Origin of the sequence: Rhodococcus sp. BH5 (assembly GCF_027583855.1) — a bacterium.
Classification (GTDB): Bacteria; Actinomycetota; Actinomycetes; order Mycobacteriales; family Mycobacteriaceae; genus Rhodococcus_F; species Rhodococcus_F qingshengii.
Genome location: NZ_JAJHVW010000001.1, coordinates 619,592 through 638,861, shown reverse-complemented (window position 1 = coordinate 638,861; position 19,270 = coordinate 619,592). Strand labels below are relative to the sequence as shown.

The window sequence follows — 19,270 nt, the reverse complement described above, 5'->3', positions numbered from 1 at the left end:
CTACGCAGGCGCTCGCAGTGTCAGCATTGTCGCGCAGCGGTATCGGCTGTGCTCTGTTGTCCGTCGTGGCGGACAGGGGCGGCTTTTCTCGCCTACTGCCTATCCTGCTTGCCGCAATCAGAAATGAGTTTTGACATGGGTTCCGTTGTCGGAGAACTTCTCCCATTGGCCGTCGGTGTCGCCGTGTCGCCGGTGGCCGTCATCGCCACTATCTTGATGTTGCTCTCCAAGCGAGCGGGTAGCACCAGCGCCGGGTTCGCGGTGGGCTGGTTACTCGGAATCTTCATCGCTACAGTTCTTTTCGTCATCTTGTCCAGTGCCGTCAGCACGTCAGACGACGGACCGTCCGCCACGGTTTCGTGGATCAAACTAGCTCTCGGTGTCCTCCTGTTGGCCGTCGGGGTCAAGCAGTGGCGGGGGCGCAGCGGCGAGCACGAAACACCGAAGTGGATGCAAGCCGTCGACGAGATGACCGCGGTCAAGGGATTGGGCCTTGGATTCGCGCTCGCCGCGATCAACCCGAAGAACCTGCTCATGTGCATCGCGGCCGGAGTGTCGATCGGCTCGGCGTCGTTGGCGACCAGCGGAGCGATCACCTCGATTCTCGTCTTCACGGTCATCGCCAGTTCAACTGTCGCGATCCCGGTCATCGGATACGTGGTGGCTGCTGATCGCCTGCGAAAGCCGTTGGCCAATCTCAAAGTCTGGCTCCAGGACAACAACACCACGGTGATGAGTGTGTTGATCTTGGTCGTCGGAGTTGTTCTGATCGGCAAGGGAATTGGCGGAATCTTCTGATACCCGCTCTTTCGCGTGGTGTGAACGCGCGATTCCCGGATGATCGTTCGATCAGGCGCGCTTGACCGCGTAGTCGCCGTCGGCGTGGCCGATCAGTTGCCATCCGCCCTCGATCGGGGACAGTCGGACGTCGGAGAGATTCGTGGTCTCGAGCTGTGGCCGGTCGGTGCCGGGGTACCAGGCCTCGACCCGTCCGGTGCCGCTCCCGTCAAACCCGTCACGCGATACCTCCGTCAGCGTGCCGGGCGCTGCCCGCGGATACGCTCGCGAGAGTGGCGCGGCGAATCCCTCTACGAGCCCGAGTGATTCACCGGACGGGCAGTCGATGCGATTCAGATTTCCCTGTGGCTGGTGGGTATTGCCGTCGCGAACCGGGTGGGGGTCACCGCACGCTTGTGTCCACGACCACCACGCGCCGCCCATCCGGTACTTGTCGGTGGCATCGACGAAGCGGTCGACGTCTGCTCTCTGCTCGTCGGCGTCGCCGAACCAACCCCATTCACCTGTCCACAACGGTGCGTCGTACCAGGCGGCAGCGAGGTCGGCGATCTTGAATCCGTCTTCGATTCCGGGAAATTCGCTACTGACCGTTATCGATTCGCTGTAGAGATGGGGCGAGAAGACCACCAGGGGATCGGTCAGGTAATGGCGTGGAGGCAGCGCGTCGAGGCCGAAAGCCGACCAGATCGCGCTGGGCTCGAAGAACACGAGGTGTGGAAATCCTCCTGCTTCGGCCTGTCTGATGGCGTCGGTGGCCCGCTTGTAGAACTGCCCGATCTGATCAGCTGCCGTGAATGGATCGCGCAGGCCGGGGTTCGGTTCGTTCAACAGGTCGTATCCGGCTACAGCTGGTTCGTCTTTGAACTCGGCAGCCAACCGCGCCCACGTCGCGACGAGGCGACTCTGGATTCCTTGCTCGTCGTCGTAGAACGCCTGGAAGGCATGGGCGATCGCGGGTGCGGCTTCCCTGAGTCCACCGATGTTGCAGGTTGTCCATCCGCCGGTCAGGGTTGCCCACTCGGGTGCGCCGTCCCAGCCGACTCCCTGCTCCATGAAAGACGGGCACGACTGGTCGCTCGGGGTGCCGACGTACGGGCCCCATGCATCCTGATGCATGTCGAGAACGGTGTAGATGCCGTGGTCTTTTGCATCCTCGACCGCTACTCGAACGCGGTCGACGTACGCAGTGTCGAATGCACCGCGGGTCGGTTCCAGGAGGGACCACGCGACGTTGAGCCGGACGACGTTGAAGCCCAGCGCTGCCATCTGCGCGAAGTCCGTTCTTCCCAGCGGCGTAACGGTGGGTAGACCGGTGCCGTTGGTTGCGTAGTCATTGAGACCGTTGGCGTTCGCGCCGCGGAGCAACACCGTTCGTCCGTCGACGTCCTTGATCGTTCGATCTGCGACGGTCAGTTGGGGGAGAGTCCAGCCCGGATCCGGTGGTGCAGCGTTCGCCGCCGGAGTTGCAATCTGGAGGACCAGGATTGCGAGGGTGGCAAGCAACAGCGCACGCATCCATCGACCTTTCTAGACAAACGTCCAATTCCGAGTCGAGGCTAGCGTGAGAAAGCCTCCTCCGGGCCGCTTTGCAGCGTGCTGAATCGGCAAGTTTGCCGCGTACGCCAGTCGCTCCACCTGGAATTTGGCCCACGAGGCGTCGCCTGGGCGGGACTGGCGGTGATTTACACTGAGCGCGTGGCACTCTCCCGGACGCAGATCTACACTTTTCGCCTTCCGGCCGTGTCGGCTTTCGCGTTGGGGTACAACACTTTGAGGGCCATCTTCGGCAACGTGAGGCAGATCGGTCCAACAGCACTGCAGTCAAGCTCGAAGATTAGCTTGTCGAGTTGGGGTGAGCACGTCGTGCTCGAGGTGCGTCCGGCGCCAGGTGGGTCCGCGGTTGCGGTCACGAGTAGTTCGGCGCTCAGTACGCAGTTCCTCGATTGGGGGAAGCACCGAAAGAACATTAATCGAGTCTTTGCTGCCTTTGCGCAATCCGTCGACGAGGCCCAACGGTCAGTGTGAGACAGCAGGCGTCGGCATCCATGAGTCGGTTGTCCGACGGGCTTCGTGCTGACTCTCGAGATAGGCGAGAAGAATGCCGAGCACCGGATGCGCATTGTCCTCGCGCCAGATCAGCGAGTGTGGGTAGACGGGCGTTGGGCTGCGGAGCGGAATGCGTCGCAAGTCGTAACCGGCGGGCCAGAGGTATCGATCTCCTTGGCCGACAAGTGTTGCCAACTCGGCAGATTCGGCGATTGCGTCGAGGAGTGCCTCGGTTCCGAAGTTTGGGCCGATCGCATCAATCGTGAGACCGAATGTGGACGAGAGTTGGTCGTAGTACTCGGACCACTCGGTGCCTGGGACGATGCCGGGAATCCAGATCCGGTGATCGGCGAGTTGAGTCGGGGTCACGGACGGTGAGCCGGCGAAGGGGTGTGAAGGTCCGACTAAGACTTGGAGCGGATCCTCGAGTAGGCCGGTAATTCTGATGCTGTCAGGTATTTCACGGCTCGTCTTCGTCACCGCGCGGATGGTCGCGTCGATCTCGCCGGATCTGACGGCAGCGATCGCGGCGGCAGCGTTCGAGGTAGACAAAGTGACGACGTCGAGGTCGATTCCAGGGTTGGCGCGGTAGAAGTCCTGGATCAGAACGGCGGGCGCGATCCGACGGTTGAGGACATCGACCCGGAGTGCGCGCCGGCCCGGATGCACGGAGGCAACGGCTCGCTCGTGAACTCGAAGGAGTTCGCGTGCATGGGGCAAAAGCGCCTGCCCATCGATCGTGATCTGTGCGCCCCTCGGCGTGCGATTGAACAGTCGGACATCCAATTCTCGCTCCAGCGCGATGATCCGCTTGGATGCTGCCTGCTGGCTGATCGACAGCTCGTCTGCTGCTGCTTGAAACTGCCCGAGATCGGCTGCCACGACAAAAGTTCGCACGGTGTCGAAGTCCATCTCCCGATCATATGTACACCACCGATGGTTGTGGCACGGACGCCTCGCAGTTGATTGCTACAGGTCACACAGCTGTGATTCGATCCTCGTTGTCGAATATCGGTGGTCACAGGGGGTGGACGTGGAAGCTCAAAACGCGCGACTTGGTCGAGAATTCGGGTGGTTGTGGTTCGCGTACGTCTCCAGCACTGTCGGCACCTGGGTGGGATTCGGTGCTCTACCCCTCATCGCGATCCAGGTTCTCGATGTCAGCACCTTCCAGGTGTCCATGCTCGCGGCCGCCGGGCTGGCAGTCGGTGCCGTGATTGCAGTGCCTCTCGGCGGGAAAGTCGAATTCCTCCGCAAGCGGCCAGTGATGATCACGACGGACCTTGTGCGGTTTTGTGCACTGATTTGCGTCCCGGTGGCATTTGCCATGGGTTGGTTGACATTCACGCTGCTGCTGTTGGTCTCGATCGTTGTTGTGGCGGCCGATATCGCATTCGTGGCAGCGAGCGGCGCCTATCTCAAGCACCTGCTGAAACCATCGCAACTTCTGGTCGCCAACGGGCGGTTCGAATCCACGACTTGGGCCGCCACCGCAGTTGGTCCGCCGTTGGGTGGTGGAGCAATCGGAATGTTGGGTCCGGTTGTCACGGTGATCGCCAACGCCGGTTCATTCCTGGTCTCGGCAGTCGGGTTGTATGCCATCCGAGGACAGGAGTTTCGCCCCGATCGGCGCGACGAGCCGACACCGAATCTGAAGGCGATGTTCGACGGTTGGAAATTCATCCTCGCTGACTCCGAACTGCGGCCACTCTTTTTCAACACGGTGTTGGTCAACGCCCTCATAATGGCGACCGAACCACTACTGGTTGTTCTGCTCGTGGGCGAACTCGGGTTTTCGCCTTGGCAGTACGGCCTTGCATTCGGCCTTCCCTGCCTCGGTGGCTTGATCGGCGCTCGGTTGGCTCCGCGGCTAGTCGCGCGTTACGGGCGACGCAGAGTTATGACCGTGTCCGGTGTCCTGCGAGCCTGCTGGCCAGTTGGACTTGTGTTCGTCGCCCCAGGTGTCGGCGGACTCGTGGTTGTCATCGCAGTTGAATTCCTCTTGATCGCTTGCATGGGAGTTTTCAATCCGATCTTCGCGACCTACCGACTCGAAAGGGTTGCGACTGATCGTGTTGCCCGCGTTCTGACGGCTTGGTCAGTGACCAACAAAGCCGTCATTGCGTTGCTGACCGCAGGGTGGGGTGTAATGGCGGTGTTCACCGGCACACACGCTGCAATCGTCATTTCCGGTGTACTGCTACTTATTACGCCGATCTTGCTCGTCCGCAGTGCTTCCGAACCTCGCCGATTGCCTGGGGAGAAGGAAACGCAGGACGCTACGTCTCGCTGACGGAGGTGTTTGCTTCGACCGAAACTCGATTCTGCGGAACGGGCCAATTGGTCAGCATCGAATTCGAGAGCCTCGAGGATCCTGGACCAGCTTTCGGCGCTGTCCGGTGCACTGTGGCTGAACGATCCACCTAACTCCAGACTGGCATATCCATGGAAAACGCTGCCCAGCAATCGAGGGCCGATCCGTTTCGGTGCGCGTAGTCACTCCGAAAGACGGCGATGTCAACGGGGTCTATCTGTATCTTCCGGGTGGGGGTTTCTACATGAGTTCAGCGGCCAGCGCTGACGCCCGAAGCATGAGACTTGCCGACGAGGTCGGGGTGGTAGTGGTTACCGTCGATTACCGGCTTGCACCGGAATTCCCTTGGCCGGCAGCGCCGGACGATTGTGAGGCAGTCGCCTTGTGGCTGCTTGATGTCGCTGCCGAACGGTTCGGGACGACCAGGCTCGCCATCGGTGGCATGTCGGCGGGAGCAACCTTGGTGACGACGACGTTGCTGCGCCTTCGTGATCGAGGTCTGGCCAAGGCATTTTCGGGTGCGGTGCTGGAAGCGGGCACGTACGACGTCAGTGCCCAGACTCCCGCGGGCCGCACCATCAGCGACGAATACTTCATCGAAGCCTACGTCGGCCATGTCGATGATCGCACTCTCCCGGATATTTCTCCGACATTCGGCGACCTCAGCGGCCTGCCGCCGACCCTCGTTGTCGTTGGATCAGAAGACGTGGTCCTGGCAGAGAACCTTGCCATGGTGGCGCGACTGTCGGCGGCCGGAAACGACGTCGACTTGCGTCTCTATCCTGATGTCCCGCATGGATTTACAAACCATCCAACGCCTGTTGCCCGCCGCGCTGCGTCGGATATGGGTGCCTGGCTTGGGCAATGTCTCGACGGCGAGTCGGAGTGACAAGCACGGGCGCGGCCGCGGTCTGTCGTTCGATCGGGCCCGGCGTGGTCGATGGCGACGCAGTGACGGGCAAGAGTTTCTTCCTGCAGGATGGCGGCTGGCCGGGCACCTGAACACATGTCCGGTTTCTGGAGCAAAGTCGGGACGAGGAGCGTGCCACCCTTGTAATCTCGCACGGGAGTTTGCGGGGCGCGGGGTATCCCGCACAGCGAATGAGAGGATGAAGGTGACAACTGTCTACACGCGCCGCCGAGGGGCGCGCCCTTTCGGAATCGCCCTCGCTGCGCTGGTCGCCATGGGTGCGGCCCTGACAGGCCCCACACTCGCCTCCGCTTCGAGCGGCGACCTGCAATTGGGTTCGAGTCAGTTCGGATCGTCCGGGGAGCAACCGCCGCTGCCGGAGATCCCACCGCCGTCCGCGGCCGAGATCAGGCTCGACGAGGCGCGGAACTTCCGCGATATCGGCGGGTATCGGACTACCGACGGCAGGACCGTCCGGACAGGCCTGGTGTTCCGTTCCAACAAGCTCAGCTCGCTCAATGAGACTGATCTGGCAAAACTCACCGCCGCGAACCTGACCCTCGACGTCGACCTGCGCAACGCCTCCGAACGTGCGGAGGATCCCGATCGGATCCCCGCCGGGGTCACCTACCAGGTCGCCGACGTCGTCAGTATCGAACACGGCATCGCGTTCCACGAGTTCGTTCCCCTGACCCTCGGTCGCGCGTTGATCGACGGCGCAGTCAAGGGAACCTCGAACATCGGCCAGAGCATCGGCTACCCGTTCATGGTCAACTACCGTGGTTCCGATGTCGCCTTCCGTGACCTGCTGACTGCGATCGCGAACAACTCCGACGGCGCAACCGTCTACCACTGCAGTGCAGGGAAGGACCGCACCGGTTGGGGTACCGCGATCCTGCTGACCATTCTGGGTGTCCCGCGTGAGTTCATCAGTGCCGATTTCATGGCGTCGAACACGTACCTGGGCCGGGACGACGCGGTGGACCTGTCGTGGCTCGATGCGGCGTATGCACAGGTGGACCGGCTCTACGGCGGTATGGATACTTACGTACGGGAGGGCCTCGGCGTCGACCAGGGCACTGTCGACTCTCTGCGCGCCAAGCTTCTCCTCTAAGCGGAGCTCCACGCCCGGCTTCTTGCCTACTCGGACCTTCTTCTGTCCCAGTGCGACCTGTGGTTGCGGGAGCGCGCGATTGTGTAGCGCCGCTCCTGGGGTGGGCCCGAGGTTTCTTGGCCGTGTGCGATCACCAAGTGGCGCAAGAACTTGGCGCGCAAGAATCACGACTGGTCATGGACTCGACGCTGGCCAATTGGTCAGCATCGAATCGAGAGCCTCGAGGATTCTTGCCCAGCTTTCGGCGCTGTCCGGTGCACTGTGGCTGAACGATCCACCCAGCTCGAGGCTGGCGTACCCATGAAAAACGCTGCCGAGCAACCGAACTGCGTGGGTCTGATCGAGATCGGTGAGGTTGTACCCGCGCAGAATCGATCGCATCATCTGCGAGTGTCTGAAACCCGCGCTCGCGGCCGCGGCCTCCGGGGTGAGGCGCATCTGTGACGCGGCGTACCGACCAGGGTGTGACCTCGCGTAGTTGCGGTACACGTTCGCGAAGGCGGTCAAGGCGTCGCGGCCGGACCGACCGGCCACGGCGTCGGCAGCCTGGTCGGCCATCTCTTCCAAGGCAAGCAGCGCGATTCTGGTTTTGAGGTCGTTCGAACTTTTCACGTGCGAGTACAGGCTTGCGACCTTGACGTCGAACGCTCTGGCGACCGCCGATACGGTCACCTGCTCGAAGCCCACCTCGTCGGCCAATTCGGCGCCCGCCACGGCGAGGCGTTCGGGTGTCAGTCCTGCGCGAGGCATGTCCGTTGGTCCTGTTCGTCGAGAAGTGAAACCGCTTGCCTAAATAGTATAGGCAAATTACTGTGTGCTGTAGTTAAAACCTTCGCAACTTATCTACAGGTGAATGAGATGAACAGCCAGAGCAGCTGGATTACTACCGTAATTTCCGAGGACATCGTGCGCGGAGCCCTCGAGCTCGAGCGGACCGAACGCGGTGTGCTGACACACCGTCTGCCTGCCAGAGCTCGCACGCAATTCGCTGACGGGCAGATGGCAATGGCGCAATCACAACCGTCCGGAGTGCGGCTGGTGTTCCGAACCAGCGCTACGGCCATCGAACTCGACACTCTGCCCACGAAAATGATCTACATCGGTGCTCCGCCGAGGCCGCAAGGGGTGTACGACCTGATCGTCGACGGCGAACCAACCGGGCACGCAATCGCTGAGGGTGGCAACACGGTGACGATCGACATGGCGACCGGTACCGCTCAGAGACAATCCGGACCCGTCAGCACCATCCGCTTCGCGGACTTGCCCGCGCGATCCAAGACCGTCGAGATCTGGTTGCCGCACAACGAAACCACCGAACTTGTCGCATTGCGAACCGACGCCCCGCTCGAACTCGCAGTCGGCACGAAGCGTGATGTGTGGCTCCATCACGGAAGCTCGATCAGTCAAGGCTCCGGCGCTGAAAGTCCCTCCCGCACTTGGCCTGCTCTCGCAGCCTCCCTCGGCGGCGTGGATCTGATCAACCTCGGGTTCAGCGGCAGCGCTCTGCTGGACCAGTACGTCGCCCGCGCTATGCGAGACACTCCTGCCGACCTCATCAGCATCAAGATGGGCATCAATCTGGTCAACTCCGACGTGATGCGCCTGCGGGCCTTCACGTCGGCAATGCACGGCTTCCTCGACACGGTCCGCGACGGTCATCCAGTGGCTCCACTGCTGGTCGTCTCGCCTGTCTATTGCCCGATTCACGAAGACACGCCTGGACCTGGTGCATTCGATTTCGACGCGCTTGCCAGAGGCGAAATGCGATTCGTTGCTACCGGCGATCCCGCCGAGCGCGCAGCCGGAAAGCTGACGCTGCGCTCTATTCGGGAAGAGTTGGCGCGCATCGTAACCCAGCGATCGGCGGATGATCCCAATCTGCATTACGTCGACGGGTGCGATCTCTATGGTGCGGCCGAGAACGAAGAGTTGCCGCTTCCCGATCAGCTCCATCCGGACGCTGCGACGCACCGTCTCATCGGCGAACGCTTTGCCCAACGGGTATTCGCAGACGACGGCGCATTCGCACGCACGGTGTGATCGCGCAATCTGGTTCGATCGGATTTCACACGATTTGACCCTGACGTAGCGTGAGGGCTCACGATGGCTTCATGACCGATACTTACCCGGCATTCGACATCAGCCCCGTCCCTGTCCCCGCTACAGACGCCGTGCCTCCGGAACAGTTCCGAGGTCTCTACGGAATGCCCATGTTCGTGTCGGTTCCGACATCGGATCTGGCCGAATCTGCCGACTTCTGGATCCGTGGGCTCGGTTTCTTCGACCTCTTTTCGGTACCGGATCGACTGACGCACCTGCGACGCTGGGCATTTCAAGACGTTCTGCTCGTGCCCGGCGAATGTGCAGATTCACCACCGTCCGTCAGTGTGAGCTTTGCGTGTGTGCTGAGTCAGATGGACCAGATAGCACAGGCGTGTGAGGAATTGCGGCCCGGATGCACCAGCGGTCCACATCTGAAGCCGTGGAATTCACTGGAGTTGGAGATTGTGACACCGGAGAACGCGCGCGTGATCATGACGGCCGCTCGTCCGTACGACCCGAACAGTGCCGAGGCCGAGCATCTGCGAGGCATGGGAATTGACGGACCCGACGACTGAACCGAGGTCTGACGCTGTGGCCTCCCGAACCGCGTCTGTCAGACTGGATCACGTGACGGACCAACTCTTCGGAGACGAGGCAGACAGTGCTCTCACTGTCGGTGCTGCCGCATCACGACTAGGCATAACCGTACGTACCCTCCATCATTGGGACGCAATCGGTTTGGTGCGTCCGTCCGGGCGCAGTGACGGGGGCTACCGGCTGTACACCGACGCGGACCTCGGTCGCATCGGCCGGGTGCTTGTCTACCGTGACGTGGGTTTGTCGCTCGACGAGATCGGGATATTGCTCGATGCGCCCGCAGCCCACGTGGACGAGACGCTGCGTGGGCAGCGCGCCGAGTTGCGGCAACGGATAGCCGACTTGGAGGAACTGGGCGAGTCCTTGGATCGCATCATCGATGCCAGGAAGTCGGGTGTGCTGTTGCCGGCACACGAGCAGGTCTCGATCTTCGGCCGACACTGGCAGCCGTCATGGGGACCTGAGGCGCACGAGCGTTGGGGTGACAGTGCGCAGTGGGCGCAGCACGCGGAACGGTCGGCGGGTAGGACCGCTGAGGATTGGCAGAAGATCGCCGACTGCGTCGAGACGCTCAACGAAGATCTGGCGCTGGCCTGCCGATCCGGTGTCGAACCGGGAAGCGGCGAGGCGAATTTGCTGGCAGAACGGCACCGAGCGTCGATCGGGGTTTACTTCGACTGCACACATTCGATGCAGGTGTGTCTGGGACGGATGTACGTGGCCGATCCGGGATTCACCGCGTTCTACGAGCAGGTCGAGACCGGTCTGACAGTGTGGCTCCGCGCTGTCATCGATGCGAATGCTCGGGCCAACGGGGTTGCCCCCGAATCGGCGACGTGGGTGTGAGTGAGCTGGTGGTCGCTCGTCAGTCCAAAGACGCACACGCAGTGCACCACGGTCGGCCGTCGACTCCGTGGGCACGATGGGACACTGCGATGCGCGCGGCCAAAATGCAGCTTTCGTTGTCGTGATAGACGTCGAGATCCGAAGGAACCGTCGAGTGGAACGCCGGGACCTTCATGTCTACCTCCGTTGTGGCTCGCCAGGGAGTTGGCTCGTTGCGGCAATCCTCCCACCACAGAGATCATCTCGCCTGTCGGCAGAAGCAGGGCCGTTGCTCGGCCAAATTGCCAGGGGTCGACACGTGCGGTCCCGTCCGCGCGATTGTGCAGCCCCGCAGCGACTTACAGGTGTGGTTACTTGATCGCCCTGCCTTCCGAACAGATGCGCACTGCGCGCGGGGTGTGATCTTCGACGGCGCTCACCGCAGAGGATCCCGCAGGGATAGGCTGGACGGATGCGTGGAGAGTACAAGGTTCCTGGTGGAAAACTGGTCGCGGTCGACGTCGAGGTGGCGGACGGTCGGCTGTCCGAAGTCGCAGTCTCGGGGGACTTCTTCCTCGAGCCCGACAGCGCGCTCGACGACATCAACGCGGCGTTGCGCGGAATGCCCGCCGACTCGGATGCAGAACAGTTGGCGCATGCCATCTCCACTGCGCTCGACGAGTCCGTCTCGATGATCGGCTTCACGCCGCAGTCGGTCGGCATCGCGATCCGGCGCGCACTCGGCCACGCCACGAGCTGGGCGGATCACACCTTCGACCTCATCCCGCCGGTGGTTCTCGATCCCGCGATGCACGTCGCGCTGGACGAGGTCATCGCGCGTGAGGTCGCATCGGGTGAGCGTCCGCCGACATTGCGTTTCTGGGACTGGGACTCGCCCTTGGTCGTGATCGGATCGTTCCAGTCCGTGCGTAACGAGGTCGACTCCGAGGCGGCCGCGCGGTACGGCATCGGGGTGGTGCGCCGAATCTCCGGTGGCGGCGCGATGTTCATGGAACCGGGCAACTGCATCACGTACTCGTTGGCAGTACCGGCGTCATTGGTCGAGGGTTTGAGTTTCGAGCAGTCCTACGCGTTTCTCGATCAGTGGGTCATGGGAGCGCTTGCCGAGGTCGGTATCAACGCTCGGTATGTGCCGCTCAACGATATCGCCTCGGACAAGGGCAAGATCGCCGGCGCCGCTCAGAAGCGATTCGCGTCCGGCACTGTGCTCCATCACGTGACCATGGCCTACGACATCGACGCTGAGAAGATGACGCAGGTGTTGCGAATCGGACGAGAGAAGATGTCGGACAAGGGAACCAAGAGTGCGGCCAAGCGCGTCGATCCGCTGCGTTCGCAGACCGGAATGACGCGTGCAGCAATCCTGGAGTCGTTTGCGCAGCACTTTCGAGGTCAATACGACACCCACGACAGCGATTACACGGACTCGGAGTTGGAGCAGGCGCGCAAGCTGGTGGACACGAAGTTCAGAACCGAAGAGTGGACTCACCGCGTCCCGTGAAACCGAGAAACCGGGACGAGACCCGAGCGGTCTCGTCCCGGTCGCCTAGGTAGCCGGAGTCGCTGAGTTTGCCCCGAGGAGCTCGGCGTCGGCCGTCCCGGAGTTCCGCTTCGGAATGGTGAAAGTTGCGCTCACGCACAGGATTGCGATGACGAAGCACGCCACTGTGTACCAGAGGTTCCCGATGGGATCTCCAGCGCTGGTGGAACCGTCGACCGCGTCGAAGAAGTCGGGAAGCGCACTCGCCCACAGGACGGCCATGACAACCAGGTACACCACGCTGTAGATCTGCACGAACCTGTTGGTGTGTGCAGGAGTGTTCGATTCTGCCGAGCGCAGGTGCGTCCATTGGCGGACGAGAACCACGATCGCGACCACTGTGAGGACTGCAAGTTCAGCGGCGTAGAGGAACCCGCGGACAGTGTCGCTTCCTATACCGAAGACCGTCGCCGGGAGCGGGAGAATGAACGTACCCAGCGAGGCCAGCAGGCCGATCACGATGGTGCGCCATACCAATTGAAGTCCGGAGAAGTGCTTGCCGGCATCGACGTGCCGTCCGACGAAGTACTGGACGCAGAATGCCAACGACATCGGCCACAGCGCGGCGAAGACGACCACGCTGGGAAGTGGAACCGCGTCGAACATGGGTTGGTTGATCGGGTTCGACGTCGACCACTCCCACCACCGCAACTGGGGCCCCAGGTGGTCGAAGATTTCGTAGAACGCATGGTGGACGAAGCCGACGCAGACAGCGCCCAGTAGTGGACCGTATCTGCGGAAAACGCCGAGCATTCTGACTATTTCGAAGGCCAACGTCGCCATCAGTGGATAGATGGCAACGATGTACAGCGGCAGTCGACCCCACATGAAGTCGACGGTGAACACGTTGTGCGCGAACATCGTGTCCACTTGTTCTTCGATGCCGAACGCCGCCGGGAAGTACAGCGGAGGCTCGATGATGAACAGGTAGGCGGTGGCGCCGAACCAGAGAACCAGATTGGTGGGGTCGCCGTTGCGGCGCAACCGCACGATCGCCAGGACCAGTGCGAGCACCGAGCCGACGATGATGGTCCATTCGAGGACGGGCAGGGTCCAGTTCTCCAGCGCCGCCGGGTTACGGAACTCGACGAGTCCACCTGCTTCCTGACAGGAGAAACCGAGTTCTGTTGCGAGCTGGGAAAACGTGGGGGAGCAGTGTTCTGCCATCAGTTGGCCCCTGACGTGATCGACTCGGCTTGTGCCTGAGATTCGGCGGTGTACCAGCGTGTGCAGTCGTAGCCGTCGTCGTAACGCTTGAACCACTGGTCGGCGAGTGCGGGGAGTTTCTCGTGGTCCGGGTTGTGATTGGGCATCTGGCTGCGGAAGACACCGCCGAGTGCAACGAGTTGTTCTCCGAGTTGAAGGTGATCGAAGGCGCGAGGCATCGTGCCCTTGGTCAGATACGGAGCGAACGACGTCAGAATCTTCTGCTTGGTGCGGTGGGTGGCGAACATCGACAGTGAGTCGACTTGCCGCTCGGAGAGCGGAACGTGCTGGTTGAAGCCTGCGCAGGCGATACGAATCACCTTCATCACGTGCGCGAAGATCGACGGTGCCATCCGCATCCGGTAAAGCTCGCTTCCGACAACGGAATTGAAGATGATCAGAGCCGAGCTGCGATGCTCGACCTCCTCGACGAAGTGCCAGATGAACAGCGACGCGACGCGGTCGTCTCCCGGGCGGAACAAGGTCGCCTCGTTGTCGAGCATCAGCTTGAACACCGGAGTGAAGGTCGCCTCCAGGTCCGCGGTGTATGCAAGCCGGTAGTTCAGCGAGGTCGCCTCGGTCAGTAGATCGAATTCACCGATCACAGCGTCGAGCGTGTTCTGTAGTCCGGGGTAGCGCCTGATCAGAGCCTTCACATGCTGGCGGTGCGCGGTCGAGTGATGGCCTTCCTGACGCATGAACGCCACGGCTTCCTCGGCCACTTCAGGATCGCTGATCCGCGACTTGGTCTGCATGATCATCTTCACGATCATCTTCTCGAAACCGATGGCCAGGAACGAGACCGCGTTGGACATGCTCGACCAGGCCGGATTCTCCGGGTTCCACAGGAAGGGAACGTCCTGATCCTCGAATCCGAAGTCCATTTTTCGGGGTTGAAGGTTGGTCACTTGTCGAACCTCGTCTTTCGGAGGGGCTGGTCAGGTGGCCGCTCTGGCACTCGAAGCCACGTGTGGCGGTAATCATACATATTGGTGTGCAGTTGTATGTTCACTTTCGGCGAGGGGAGTGAATTCGAGGGGCGCAGATGCAAAACCTGCCTGTGTTAGCCTGTGGCTCTTGGACTTCGAGCGCAAAGACATGGTTCGAGCCTCGTTCGAGCGAGGAAGTGGGCAGTGGCACGAAGGCGTGGGTGGGGCGGCAATCCACCGGACAGTGACGAAGATGCGTCTCGTCGCATTGTCGAGGCCGCGGTCGAGTTGATCGGACGGACGAGTTCGGAAATCAGCATCGGCGACGTCGCCGAGTCACTGGGCGTGATCCGGCAGACCGTGTATCGATACTTCCCCAGCGCTGACGCTCTGATGCGGGCAGCTGCAATCGCGTCGGTCGACGGCTACCTCGATCGGCTCACCACACACGTGAGCGGCATCGAAGATCCCGTCGAGGCGATGACCGAGGGTGTCGTCTACACCCTGACCCAGGTCCACCGAACGCCGCATCTCGGCATTCTGCTCACCAGCACGAATTCGAGTCTTCATCCCGAAGGTCTGACCTCTCAGGAGGCGCAGGCCTTCGGAATGGCGATGATCACCCGCTTCGACGTGGACTGGGTGCGTTTCGGATACGACGACGCATCACTTCAGGAACTGGTCGAATACGTCCTGCGGACGATGCAGTCGTTTTTCCTCGCGCCCGGCGACCCGAAGCGGAGCGACGAGGAACTGCGGCGATACCTACGGCGCTGGATGGGTTCTGCGATCATCGCCCAGGGAAATTCTGTCAGCGGAGATCCGATCAGCGCAGAACCAGAGTCAAAACAACCGCGCTGACGCACGCGGCGATGACGACGATCAGCGCGAACAGGTCGGCGAGCTGAGGGCGCTTGGGGTACGCCGCGATCAAACCGGTGCCCCCGCGAGCGGAGATCGCTTCACCCATCTCGGCAGAGCGCCGAATTGCCACCGACATGGTCGTGGTGATCAGATCGACTATCGAATTGTCGGCAGCGCTGTTCACCACAGCTTTCGGGCGTAGTCGTCGCGCCGCCACCAGGGTGAGCATCTCGTCGATCAAGAGCGGAAGTGAACGAATGCAGAGGGCCGTCGCGATCGCCCACTCGTCGACCGGGATCTTGAGGAATCGCAGCGGTCTACCGAGCGTTGCCAGTGCCGGCGCCACATCGCTCATCGACGTGGTCCATGCCAACATCAGTGAGACGCAGAGCAATACAAGACCGAACGTCACAGCTTGCAGGTAGATGAAGACTGCGTCGAGGCCGATCGGAAGATTGATCAACGCGCCGAGCAGGATCAGCGCCCACAACCACCACGGAGGTCGCGGAACTGCAGTCGGGGGGATGCGTCCGATCACCGCGGTCAGCAACAACAATCCGAGTACGACGCCGATCGCCGGCCAGGACGGAGCGGTCACGACCACGATGCTGACGAGAACGACGGCAACGATCTTCGTTCCGGCCCACAATCGGTGGATCGGCGATGAAGTCGGGACTTCGCGCAGAAGTGTTGTCACGTCGTCGATCCTTCCAAGGCGCTGCTGGCGGCAGGGTCGAGGATGCGACCCTCCGACAGTCGAATTGTTCTGCTGCACACGGCGTCCATGCCGTCGACATCGTGGGAGATGACGACTACTGCGGTTCCGTTCCGACGAATCCACCTGAGTACGTTCAGGATTTCGTGTCGACCGGGTGGATCGAGACCGGCCAACGGTTCGTCGAGGATGAGTACCCGCGGTTGGCGCACGAGGAGACCGGCCAGGACGACGCGTCGCATCTGTCCGCCGCTCAACTCGTCGATGCTGCGGCCGGCGATGTGACGGTCGAGTCCGACGGCGTCGAGCGCCCACGAGACTTGCACCGATCCGATCTCCGGACCTCCGGCGGCCTCGATGTCTTCGGCGACGGTTCGGCGTTGCAGCTGCAGTCGCGAATGCTGGAACGTGAGACCGACGGTGCCGAGTTGGCGTGAGACGGGTTTGCCGTCGAAGACTGCGGTTCCCTTGCTCGGTGCGATCAAGCCCGCCATGATCCAGGCCAGAGTCGATTTACCGGAACCGTTGCCGCCCAGAACCAGCAGCCCGTCGCCGTCGCAGATTGTGAGGTTGACGTCCGACAGTGCGCGCCGCGACCACGGAGTCCGGTCGTTGTACGTGTGGGTGACATCGGTGAGTTGGAGGACAGCTCGAGTGCTGACCGGCCACGGCGCAGACGGCGGACCCCCGAACGTCGACGTCATCCAACCGGGTTGGTGATCGATCTGCCGTCCGCGTTGTAGTTGAATCACCCGATCTGCGTTGCGGGTGTCGGCGTGGTGATGGGTGACCAGTACCACGGCCATCGGGTGGCGTCGCGGAAGTTCGGCAAGGAGCGAGACCAATTCCTCCCGGCCGGCCTGATCGACCATCGCGGTGGCTTCGTCCGCGATCAGCAGAGCGGGGCGCCGCGCCAGCGCGGCTGCAACAGCCAGACGTTGCATCTCGCCACCGGACAGCCCGGAGGTCTCACGCATACCCATGCCCGCGAGTCCCACCTCGGCCAGCAGTGCATCGACGTCGGGATGCGACTCGGGGGGGAGCCCCCAGACGACGTCGTCCGCGACGCGGGTTCCGAGGATCTGGCTTTCGGGTCGTTGGAGGACGACGGCGGTTCCGCCGTGTCGGCCGAGACCGGCGGACCCGGGTCTCGTCAGCGTCCCGACAGTCAGCGCGCGACCGGCGAGCAACCGGGTGAGTGTGGACTTGCCCGAGCCGTTGTGGCCGACGACCGTGACGAACTCTCCTCGTCGCACGGTGAAGTTGACGTCGACGAGGGCCGGTGTCGTTGCACCCGGATAGGTGAAGCCCACGTGATCGAAAGTGACCGGCAGAGGATCGATCGGACGGTCGTCGGGTGCTGTCTGGAGCGGGTCGGCCGAAGGGAGTGCAGCCAATCGGTCGAGGACGGCGCCGAGGACGAAATAGGAGACGACGGTACTGAGGACGATTCCGGAGATGATGGACACGCCGATCCACAACCACCAGTAGTCGATGATCGAGCCGATGCTGTTCTCGATCCATTCGGCTGCGCCGACCAGTGTGGGGGCACGCTTCAAGATCTCGGCCACGCCCAACGCGGTGTTCTCGAGCGAGGTCAACAACAAGGTGCGCAGCGGAGCGAGAACAAGCAACAGGACTATGGAGAACAACGCCAGCGCGGGCCCGATGACCAATGACGACAGCAATGCGGAGACGAAGCCGAGACCGCGCCGCTTGACCGTACCGATGATTCCGCCGAGGAGAGCGCTCAATGCGACCGCCGCCGCAGATCCCGAACCCGCCGCGACAAAGGCGACTGCCGTGGCCGAGATACCGGCCGTCGTCACGGCGCGGACTCGGAAGCGCTGGGCAACAATTCCCATCGGAACGGCGGCCACGAGGTTGAGGGCGCTGGCCATGGGGATGACCGTGGCAATGACGGACAACGCGACCGTGAATCCGGCCATGACGGCACCCGTTGCCAACTCGAGTGGTCGAAGGTTGCCGGTTTCGCGGACTTGCGGACGGTTGCTCACTACGTCCAGTGTGCCAGTGGTGACATAACTCCCGCCCGACTGATGGTGAGCGCATCGGGGTGATTGCGTAGGCTTCACCTCAAACAATGCATCGGACGGAGCGTGGAAGACGTGAGTGCAGCACCCATCAGGGTCGGGGTTCTGGGAGCCAAGGGCAAGGTCGGTCGAGCGATCTGCGAGGCAGTGGAAGCTGCTCCCGATCTGGAACTCGTCGCTCAGGTCGACACCGGTGATCGCATCGAGACGTTTGTCGACACCCGCACTCAGGTAGTGGTCGATTTCACGCACCCCGACGTCGTCATGGGAAATCTGGAATTCCTCGTGGCCAACGGAATTCATGCAGTGATCGGCACCACCGGTTTCGACGAGTCCAGGCTTGCGACTGTTCAGTCCTGGCTCGACGCCCAGCCGGCAACGGGTGTTCTGATCGCCCCGAACTTCGCCATCGGTGCTGTGCTGTTGATGCGCTTCTCGGCTGCCGCGGCGCGCTTCTTCGATTCCGTCGAGGTCATCGAACTCCATCACCCCAACAAGGCAGATGCTCCCTCGGGCACCGCATACCGAACGGCCGCCATGATCGCCGAGGCTCGCGCGGAAGCAGGCGTCGGACGCAGCCCTGACGCCACCACGACCGAGCTCGAGGGTGCGCGCGGAGCCGACGTCGACGGCGTCCGGGTTCACTCCGTGCGGATGGCCGGACTGGTCGCGCATCAGGAAGTGATTCTCGGAACTCAGGGCGAGACACTGACCATTCGCCACGACTCGATCGACCGGAATTCGTTCGCGCCGGGCGTTCTGCTCGGTGTCCGCCAGATCGGCTCGCGTCCGGGTCTGACGGTCGGTATCGATTCCTTTCTCGATCTATGAACAAGACCACCCGCACCGTCGCACTGATCGTCGCGATTTGCATCGCGCTCGCGGTGTACTTCGTGCTGCTCGGCCAGCGCGGAATCCAGCTCATCCAGGACGGTGGCGGCGCCGCGATCGGTCTCGGGATCGGCGTGCTGATCCTGCCGTTCCTGGGGCTGTGGCTCGTCATCGCCACGCTCCGTGCCGGCTTCACGCACCAGCGCCTCGCGCAGCAGATTCACGACGAGGGCCTCGCTGTCGATGCGTCTGCGCTTCCGAAATTGCCTTCGGGCCGGATCGAGCGAGCGGCCGCCGACGAGTTGTTCGCCCAGATCAAGGTCGACTGGGAAGCAGACCCGGACAACTGGAAGCAGAACTTCCGACTCGCTCGCGCCTACGACTATGCCGGTGACCGAAGCCGGGCTCGGGAAACCATGCGACGGGCAGTCGAACTGGAACGCCGTTCACGAGGCAAGTAGGT

The 19,270-nt window shown here is 62.2% G+C and carries 19 protein-coding genes and 1 pseudogene; 12 read left to right on the top strand and 8 right to left on the bottom strand.

Annotation, left to right across the window (positions count from 1 at the left end; translation table 11 throughout):
* Positions 1-135: 135 nt before the first annotated feature.
* Positions 136-798: a GAP family protein gene (locus RhoBH5_RS02850; RefSeq protein WP_118607132.1), complete on the top strand. Its 663-nt coding sequence runs from the start codon at positions 136-138 to the stop codon at positions 796-798.
* A 51-nt stretch (positions 799-849) separates the two neighbouring features.
* Here RhoBH5_RS02850 and RhoBH5_RS02845 read toward each other — a convergent pair whose 3' ends face one another.
* Entirely contained in the window at positions 850-2,313 is a 1,464-nt protein-coding gene (locus tag RhoBH5_RS02845; RefSeq protein ID WP_230359797.1) for a glycoside hydrolase family 5 protein, read from the bottom strand.
* A 180-nt stretch (positions 2,314-2,493) separates the two neighbouring features.
* Here RhoBH5_RS02845 and RhoBH5_RS02840 point away from each other — a divergent pair, with 180 nt between their 5' ends.
* Positions 2,494-2,823 (top strand): hypothetical protein, encoded by a 330-nt coding sequence (locus RhoBH5_RS02840; protein ID WP_270007927.1) that lies wholly within the window; start codon positions 2,494-2,496, stop codon positions 2,821-2,823.
* On the opposite strand, the gene RhoBH5_RS02835 is transcribed toward RhoBH5_RS02840, so the two are convergent.
* Positions 2,815-3,756 (bottom strand): LysR family transcriptional regulator, encoded by a 942-nt coding sequence (locus RhoBH5_RS02835; protein ID WP_125050944.1) that lies wholly within the window; start codon positions 3,754-3,756, stop codon positions 2,815-2,817. The two genes, RhoBH5_RS02840 and RhoBH5_RS02835, sit on opposite strands and share 9 nt — an antisense overlap.
* Positions 3,757-3,877: 121 nt before the next feature.
* On the opposite strand from RhoBH5_RS02835, the gene RhoBH5_RS02830 reads away from it, so the two are divergent.
* From RhoBH5_RS02830 to RhoBH5_RS02820, 3 genes and pseudogenes are all read left to right on the top strand, one after another.
* On the top strand, positions 3,878-5,137 hold the full coding sequence (locus RhoBH5_RS02830; protein ID WP_230359798.1) for an MFS transporter: 1,260 nt from the start codon (positions 3,878-3,880) through the stop codon (positions 5,135-5,137).
* A 172-nt stretch (positions 5,138-5,309) separates the two neighbouring features.
* Positions 5,310-6,047, top strand: a pseudogene (locus RhoBH5_RS02825) (alpha/beta hydrolase); the annotation flags it as partial.
* Positions 6,048-6,267: 220 nt separating this feature from the next.
* A complete protein-coding gene (locus RhoBH5_RS02820) occupies positions 6,268-7,182 on the top strand; it encodes a tyrosine-protein phosphatase (protein ID WP_007735104.1) in 915 nt (304 codons plus the stop codon).
* Between the two features lie 174 nt (positions 7,183-7,356).
* Here the strand turns inward: RhoBH5_RS02820 and RhoBH5_RS02815 are convergent, their stop codons facing one another.
* Positions 7,357-7,932 carry a TetR/AcrR family transcriptional regulator gene (locus tag RhoBH5_RS02815; RefSeq protein ID WP_030535586.1) on the bottom strand — a complete coding sequence of 192 codons (576 nt, stop codon included), beginning with the start codon at positions 7,930-7,932 and terminating at the stop codon, positions 7,357-7,359.
* Between the two features lie 108 nt (positions 7,933-8,040).
* On the opposite strand from RhoBH5_RS02815, the gene RhoBH5_RS02810 reads away from it, so the two are divergent.
* The 3 genes from RhoBH5_RS02810 (at position 8,041) to RhoBH5_RS02800 (ending at position 10,668) form a co-directional block, all read left to right on the top strand.
* Positions 8,041-9,222 carry a GDSL-type esterase/lipase family protein gene (locus tag RhoBH5_RS02810; RefSeq protein ID WP_030535585.1) on the top strand — a complete coding sequence of 394 codons (1,182 nt, stop codon included), beginning with the start codon at positions 8,041-8,043 and terminating at the stop codon, positions 9,220-9,222.
* Between the two features lie 71 nt (positions 9,223-9,293).
* Positions 9,294-9,800 carry a glyoxalase/bleomycin resistance/dioxygenase family protein gene (locus tag RhoBH5_RS02805; protein ID WP_030535584.1) on the top strand — a complete coding sequence of 169 codons (507 nt, stop codon included), beginning with the start codon at positions 9,294-9,296 and terminating at the stop codon, positions 9,798-9,800.
* A gap of 52 nt (positions 9,801-9,852) precedes the next feature.
* Positions 9,853-10,668, top strand: a complete 816-nt coding sequence (locus tag RhoBH5_RS02800; RefSeq protein WP_047271490.1) for a MerR family transcriptional regulator — start codon at positions 9,853-9,855, stop codon at positions 10,666-10,668.
* 19 nt (positions 10,669-10,687) lie between these two features.
* On the opposite strand, the gene RhoBH5_RS02795 is transcribed toward RhoBH5_RS02800, so the two are convergent.
* Complete coding sequence (locus RhoBH5_RS02795) at positions 10,688-10,843, bottom strand: hypothetical protein (RefSeq protein WP_165638325.1); 156 nt, start codon at positions 10,841-10,843, stop codon at positions 10,688-10,690.
* A gap of 276 nt (positions 10,844-11,119) precedes the next feature.
* Between RhoBH5_RS02795 and RhoBH5_RS02790 the strand changes: the two genes are divergently transcribed.
* Positions 11,120-12,169 (top strand): lipoate--protein ligase family protein, encoded by a 1,050-nt coding sequence (locus RhoBH5_RS02790; protein WP_003942269.1) that lies wholly within the window; start codon positions 11,120-11,122, stop codon positions 12,167-12,169.
* A 45-nt stretch (positions 12,170-12,214) separates the two neighbouring features.
* Here the strand turns inward: RhoBH5_RS02790 and RhoBH5_RS02785 are convergent, their stop codons facing one another.
* Positions 12,215-13,375, bottom strand: coding sequence for a DUF7802 domain-containing protein (locus RhoBH5_RS02785; protein ID WP_042450699.1), 1,161 nt, complete (start codon positions 13,373-13,375; stop codon positions 12,215-12,217).
* Positions 13,375-14,322 (bottom strand): metal-dependent hydrolase, encoded by a 948-nt coding sequence (locus RhoBH5_RS02780; RefSeq protein ID WP_030535581.1) that lies wholly within the window; start codon positions 14,320-14,322, stop codon positions 13,375-13,377. The genes RhoBH5_RS02785 and RhoBH5_RS02780 overlap by 1 nt, the downstream gene beginning before the upstream one ends.
* Positions 14,323-14,547: 225 nt before the next feature.
* Here RhoBH5_RS02780 and RhoBH5_RS02775 point away from each other — a divergent pair, with 225 nt between their 5' ends.
* Positions 14,548-15,204 carry a TetR/AcrR family transcriptional regulator gene (locus RhoBH5_RS02775; protein ID WP_007735111.1) on the top strand — a complete coding sequence of 219 codons (657 nt, stop codon included), beginning with the start codon at positions 14,548-14,550 and terminating at the stop codon, positions 15,202-15,204.
* Here the strand turns inward: RhoBH5_RS02775 and RhoBH5_RS02770 are convergent.
* Together RhoBH5_RS02770 and RhoBH5_RS02765 are read right to left on the bottom strand one after the other, a co-directional pair.
* Positions 15,170-15,904: an energy-coupling factor transporter transmembrane component T family protein gene (locus tag RhoBH5_RS02770; RefSeq protein WP_042450697.1), complete on the bottom strand. Its 735-nt coding sequence runs from the start codon at positions 15,902-15,904 to the stop codon at positions 15,170-15,172. The two genes, RhoBH5_RS02775 and RhoBH5_RS02770, sit on opposite strands and share 35 nt — an antisense overlap.
* A complete protein-coding gene (locus RhoBH5_RS02765) occupies positions 15,901-17,940 on the bottom strand; it encodes an ABC transporter ATP-binding protein (RefSeq protein ID WP_270007926.1) in 2,040 nt (679 codons plus the stop codon). Before RhoBH5_RS02765 ends, RhoBH5_RS02770 begins: the two co-directional genes overlap by 4 nt.
* 111 nt (positions 17,941-18,051) lie before the next feature.
* Between RhoBH5_RS02765 and dapB the strand changes: the two genes are divergently transcribed.
* Both dapB and RhoBH5_RS02755 read left to right on the top strand, forming a co-directional pair.
* The gene (gene dapB / locus RhoBH5_RS02760) at positions 18,052-18,807 is read left to right on the top strand and encodes a 4-hydroxy-tetrahydrodipicolinate reductase (RefSeq protein WP_007735114.1); all 756 of its coding nucleotides are present in this window, start codon (positions 18,052-18,054) and stop codon (positions 18,805-18,807) included.
* Complete coding sequence (locus tag RhoBH5_RS02755) at positions 18,804-19,268, top strand: hypothetical protein (RefSeq protein ID WP_003942246.1); 465 nt, start codon at positions 18,804-18,806, stop codon at positions 19,266-19,268. Before dapB ends, RhoBH5_RS02755 begins: the two co-directional genes overlap by 4 nt.
* The last annotated feature ends 2 nt before the right edge of the window (positions 19,269-19,270 follow it).

Bases quoted from the DNA above. Each gene is read 5' to 3' on its own strand.
- RhoBH5_RS02805 (WP_030535584.1), top strand. From the start codon at position 9,294: ATGACCGATACTTACCCGGCATTCGACATCAGCCCCGTCCCTGTCCCC.
- RhoBH5_RS02850 (WP_118607132.1), top strand. From the start codon at position 136: ATGGGTTCCGTTGTCGGAGAACTTCTCCCATTGGCCGTCGGTGTCGCC.
- RhoBH5_RS02810 (WP_030535585.1), top strand. From the start codon at position 8,041: ATGAACAGCCAGAGCAGCTGGATTACTACCGTAATTTCCGAGGACATC.
- RhoBH5_RS02755 (WP_003942246.1), top strand. From the start codon at position 18,804: ATGAACAAGACCACCCGCACCGTCGCACTGATCGTCGCGATTTGCATC.
- RhoBH5_RS02835 (WP_125050944.1), bottom strand. From the start codon at position 3,756: ATGGACTTCGACACCGTGCGAACTTTTGTCGTGGCAGCCGATCTCGGG.
- RhoBH5_RS02815 (WP_030535586.1), bottom strand. From the start codon at position 7,932: ATGCCTCGCGCAGGACTGACACCCGAACGCCTCGCCGTGGCGGGCGCC.
- RhoBH5_RS02785 (WP_042450699.1), bottom strand. From the start codon at position 13,375: ATGGCAGAACACTGCTCCCCCACGTTTTCCCAGCTCGCAACAGAACTC.
- RhoBH5_RS02790 (WP_003942269.1), top strand. From the start codon at position 11,120: ATGCGTGGAGAGTACAAGGTTCCTGGTGGAAAACTGGTCGCGGTCGAC.
- RhoBH5_RS02820 (WP_007735104.1), top strand. From the start codon at position 6,268: ATGAAGGTGACAACTGTCTACACGCGCCGCCGAGGGGCGCGCCCTTTC.
- RhoBH5_RS02795 (WP_165638325.1), bottom strand. From the start codon at position 10,843: ATGAAGGTCCCGGCGTTCCACTCGACGGTTCCTTCGGATCTCGACGTC.
- RhoBH5_RS02845 (WP_230359797.1), bottom strand. From the start codon at position 2,313: ATGCGTGCGCTGTTGCTTGCCACCCTCGCAATCCTGGTCCTCCAGATT.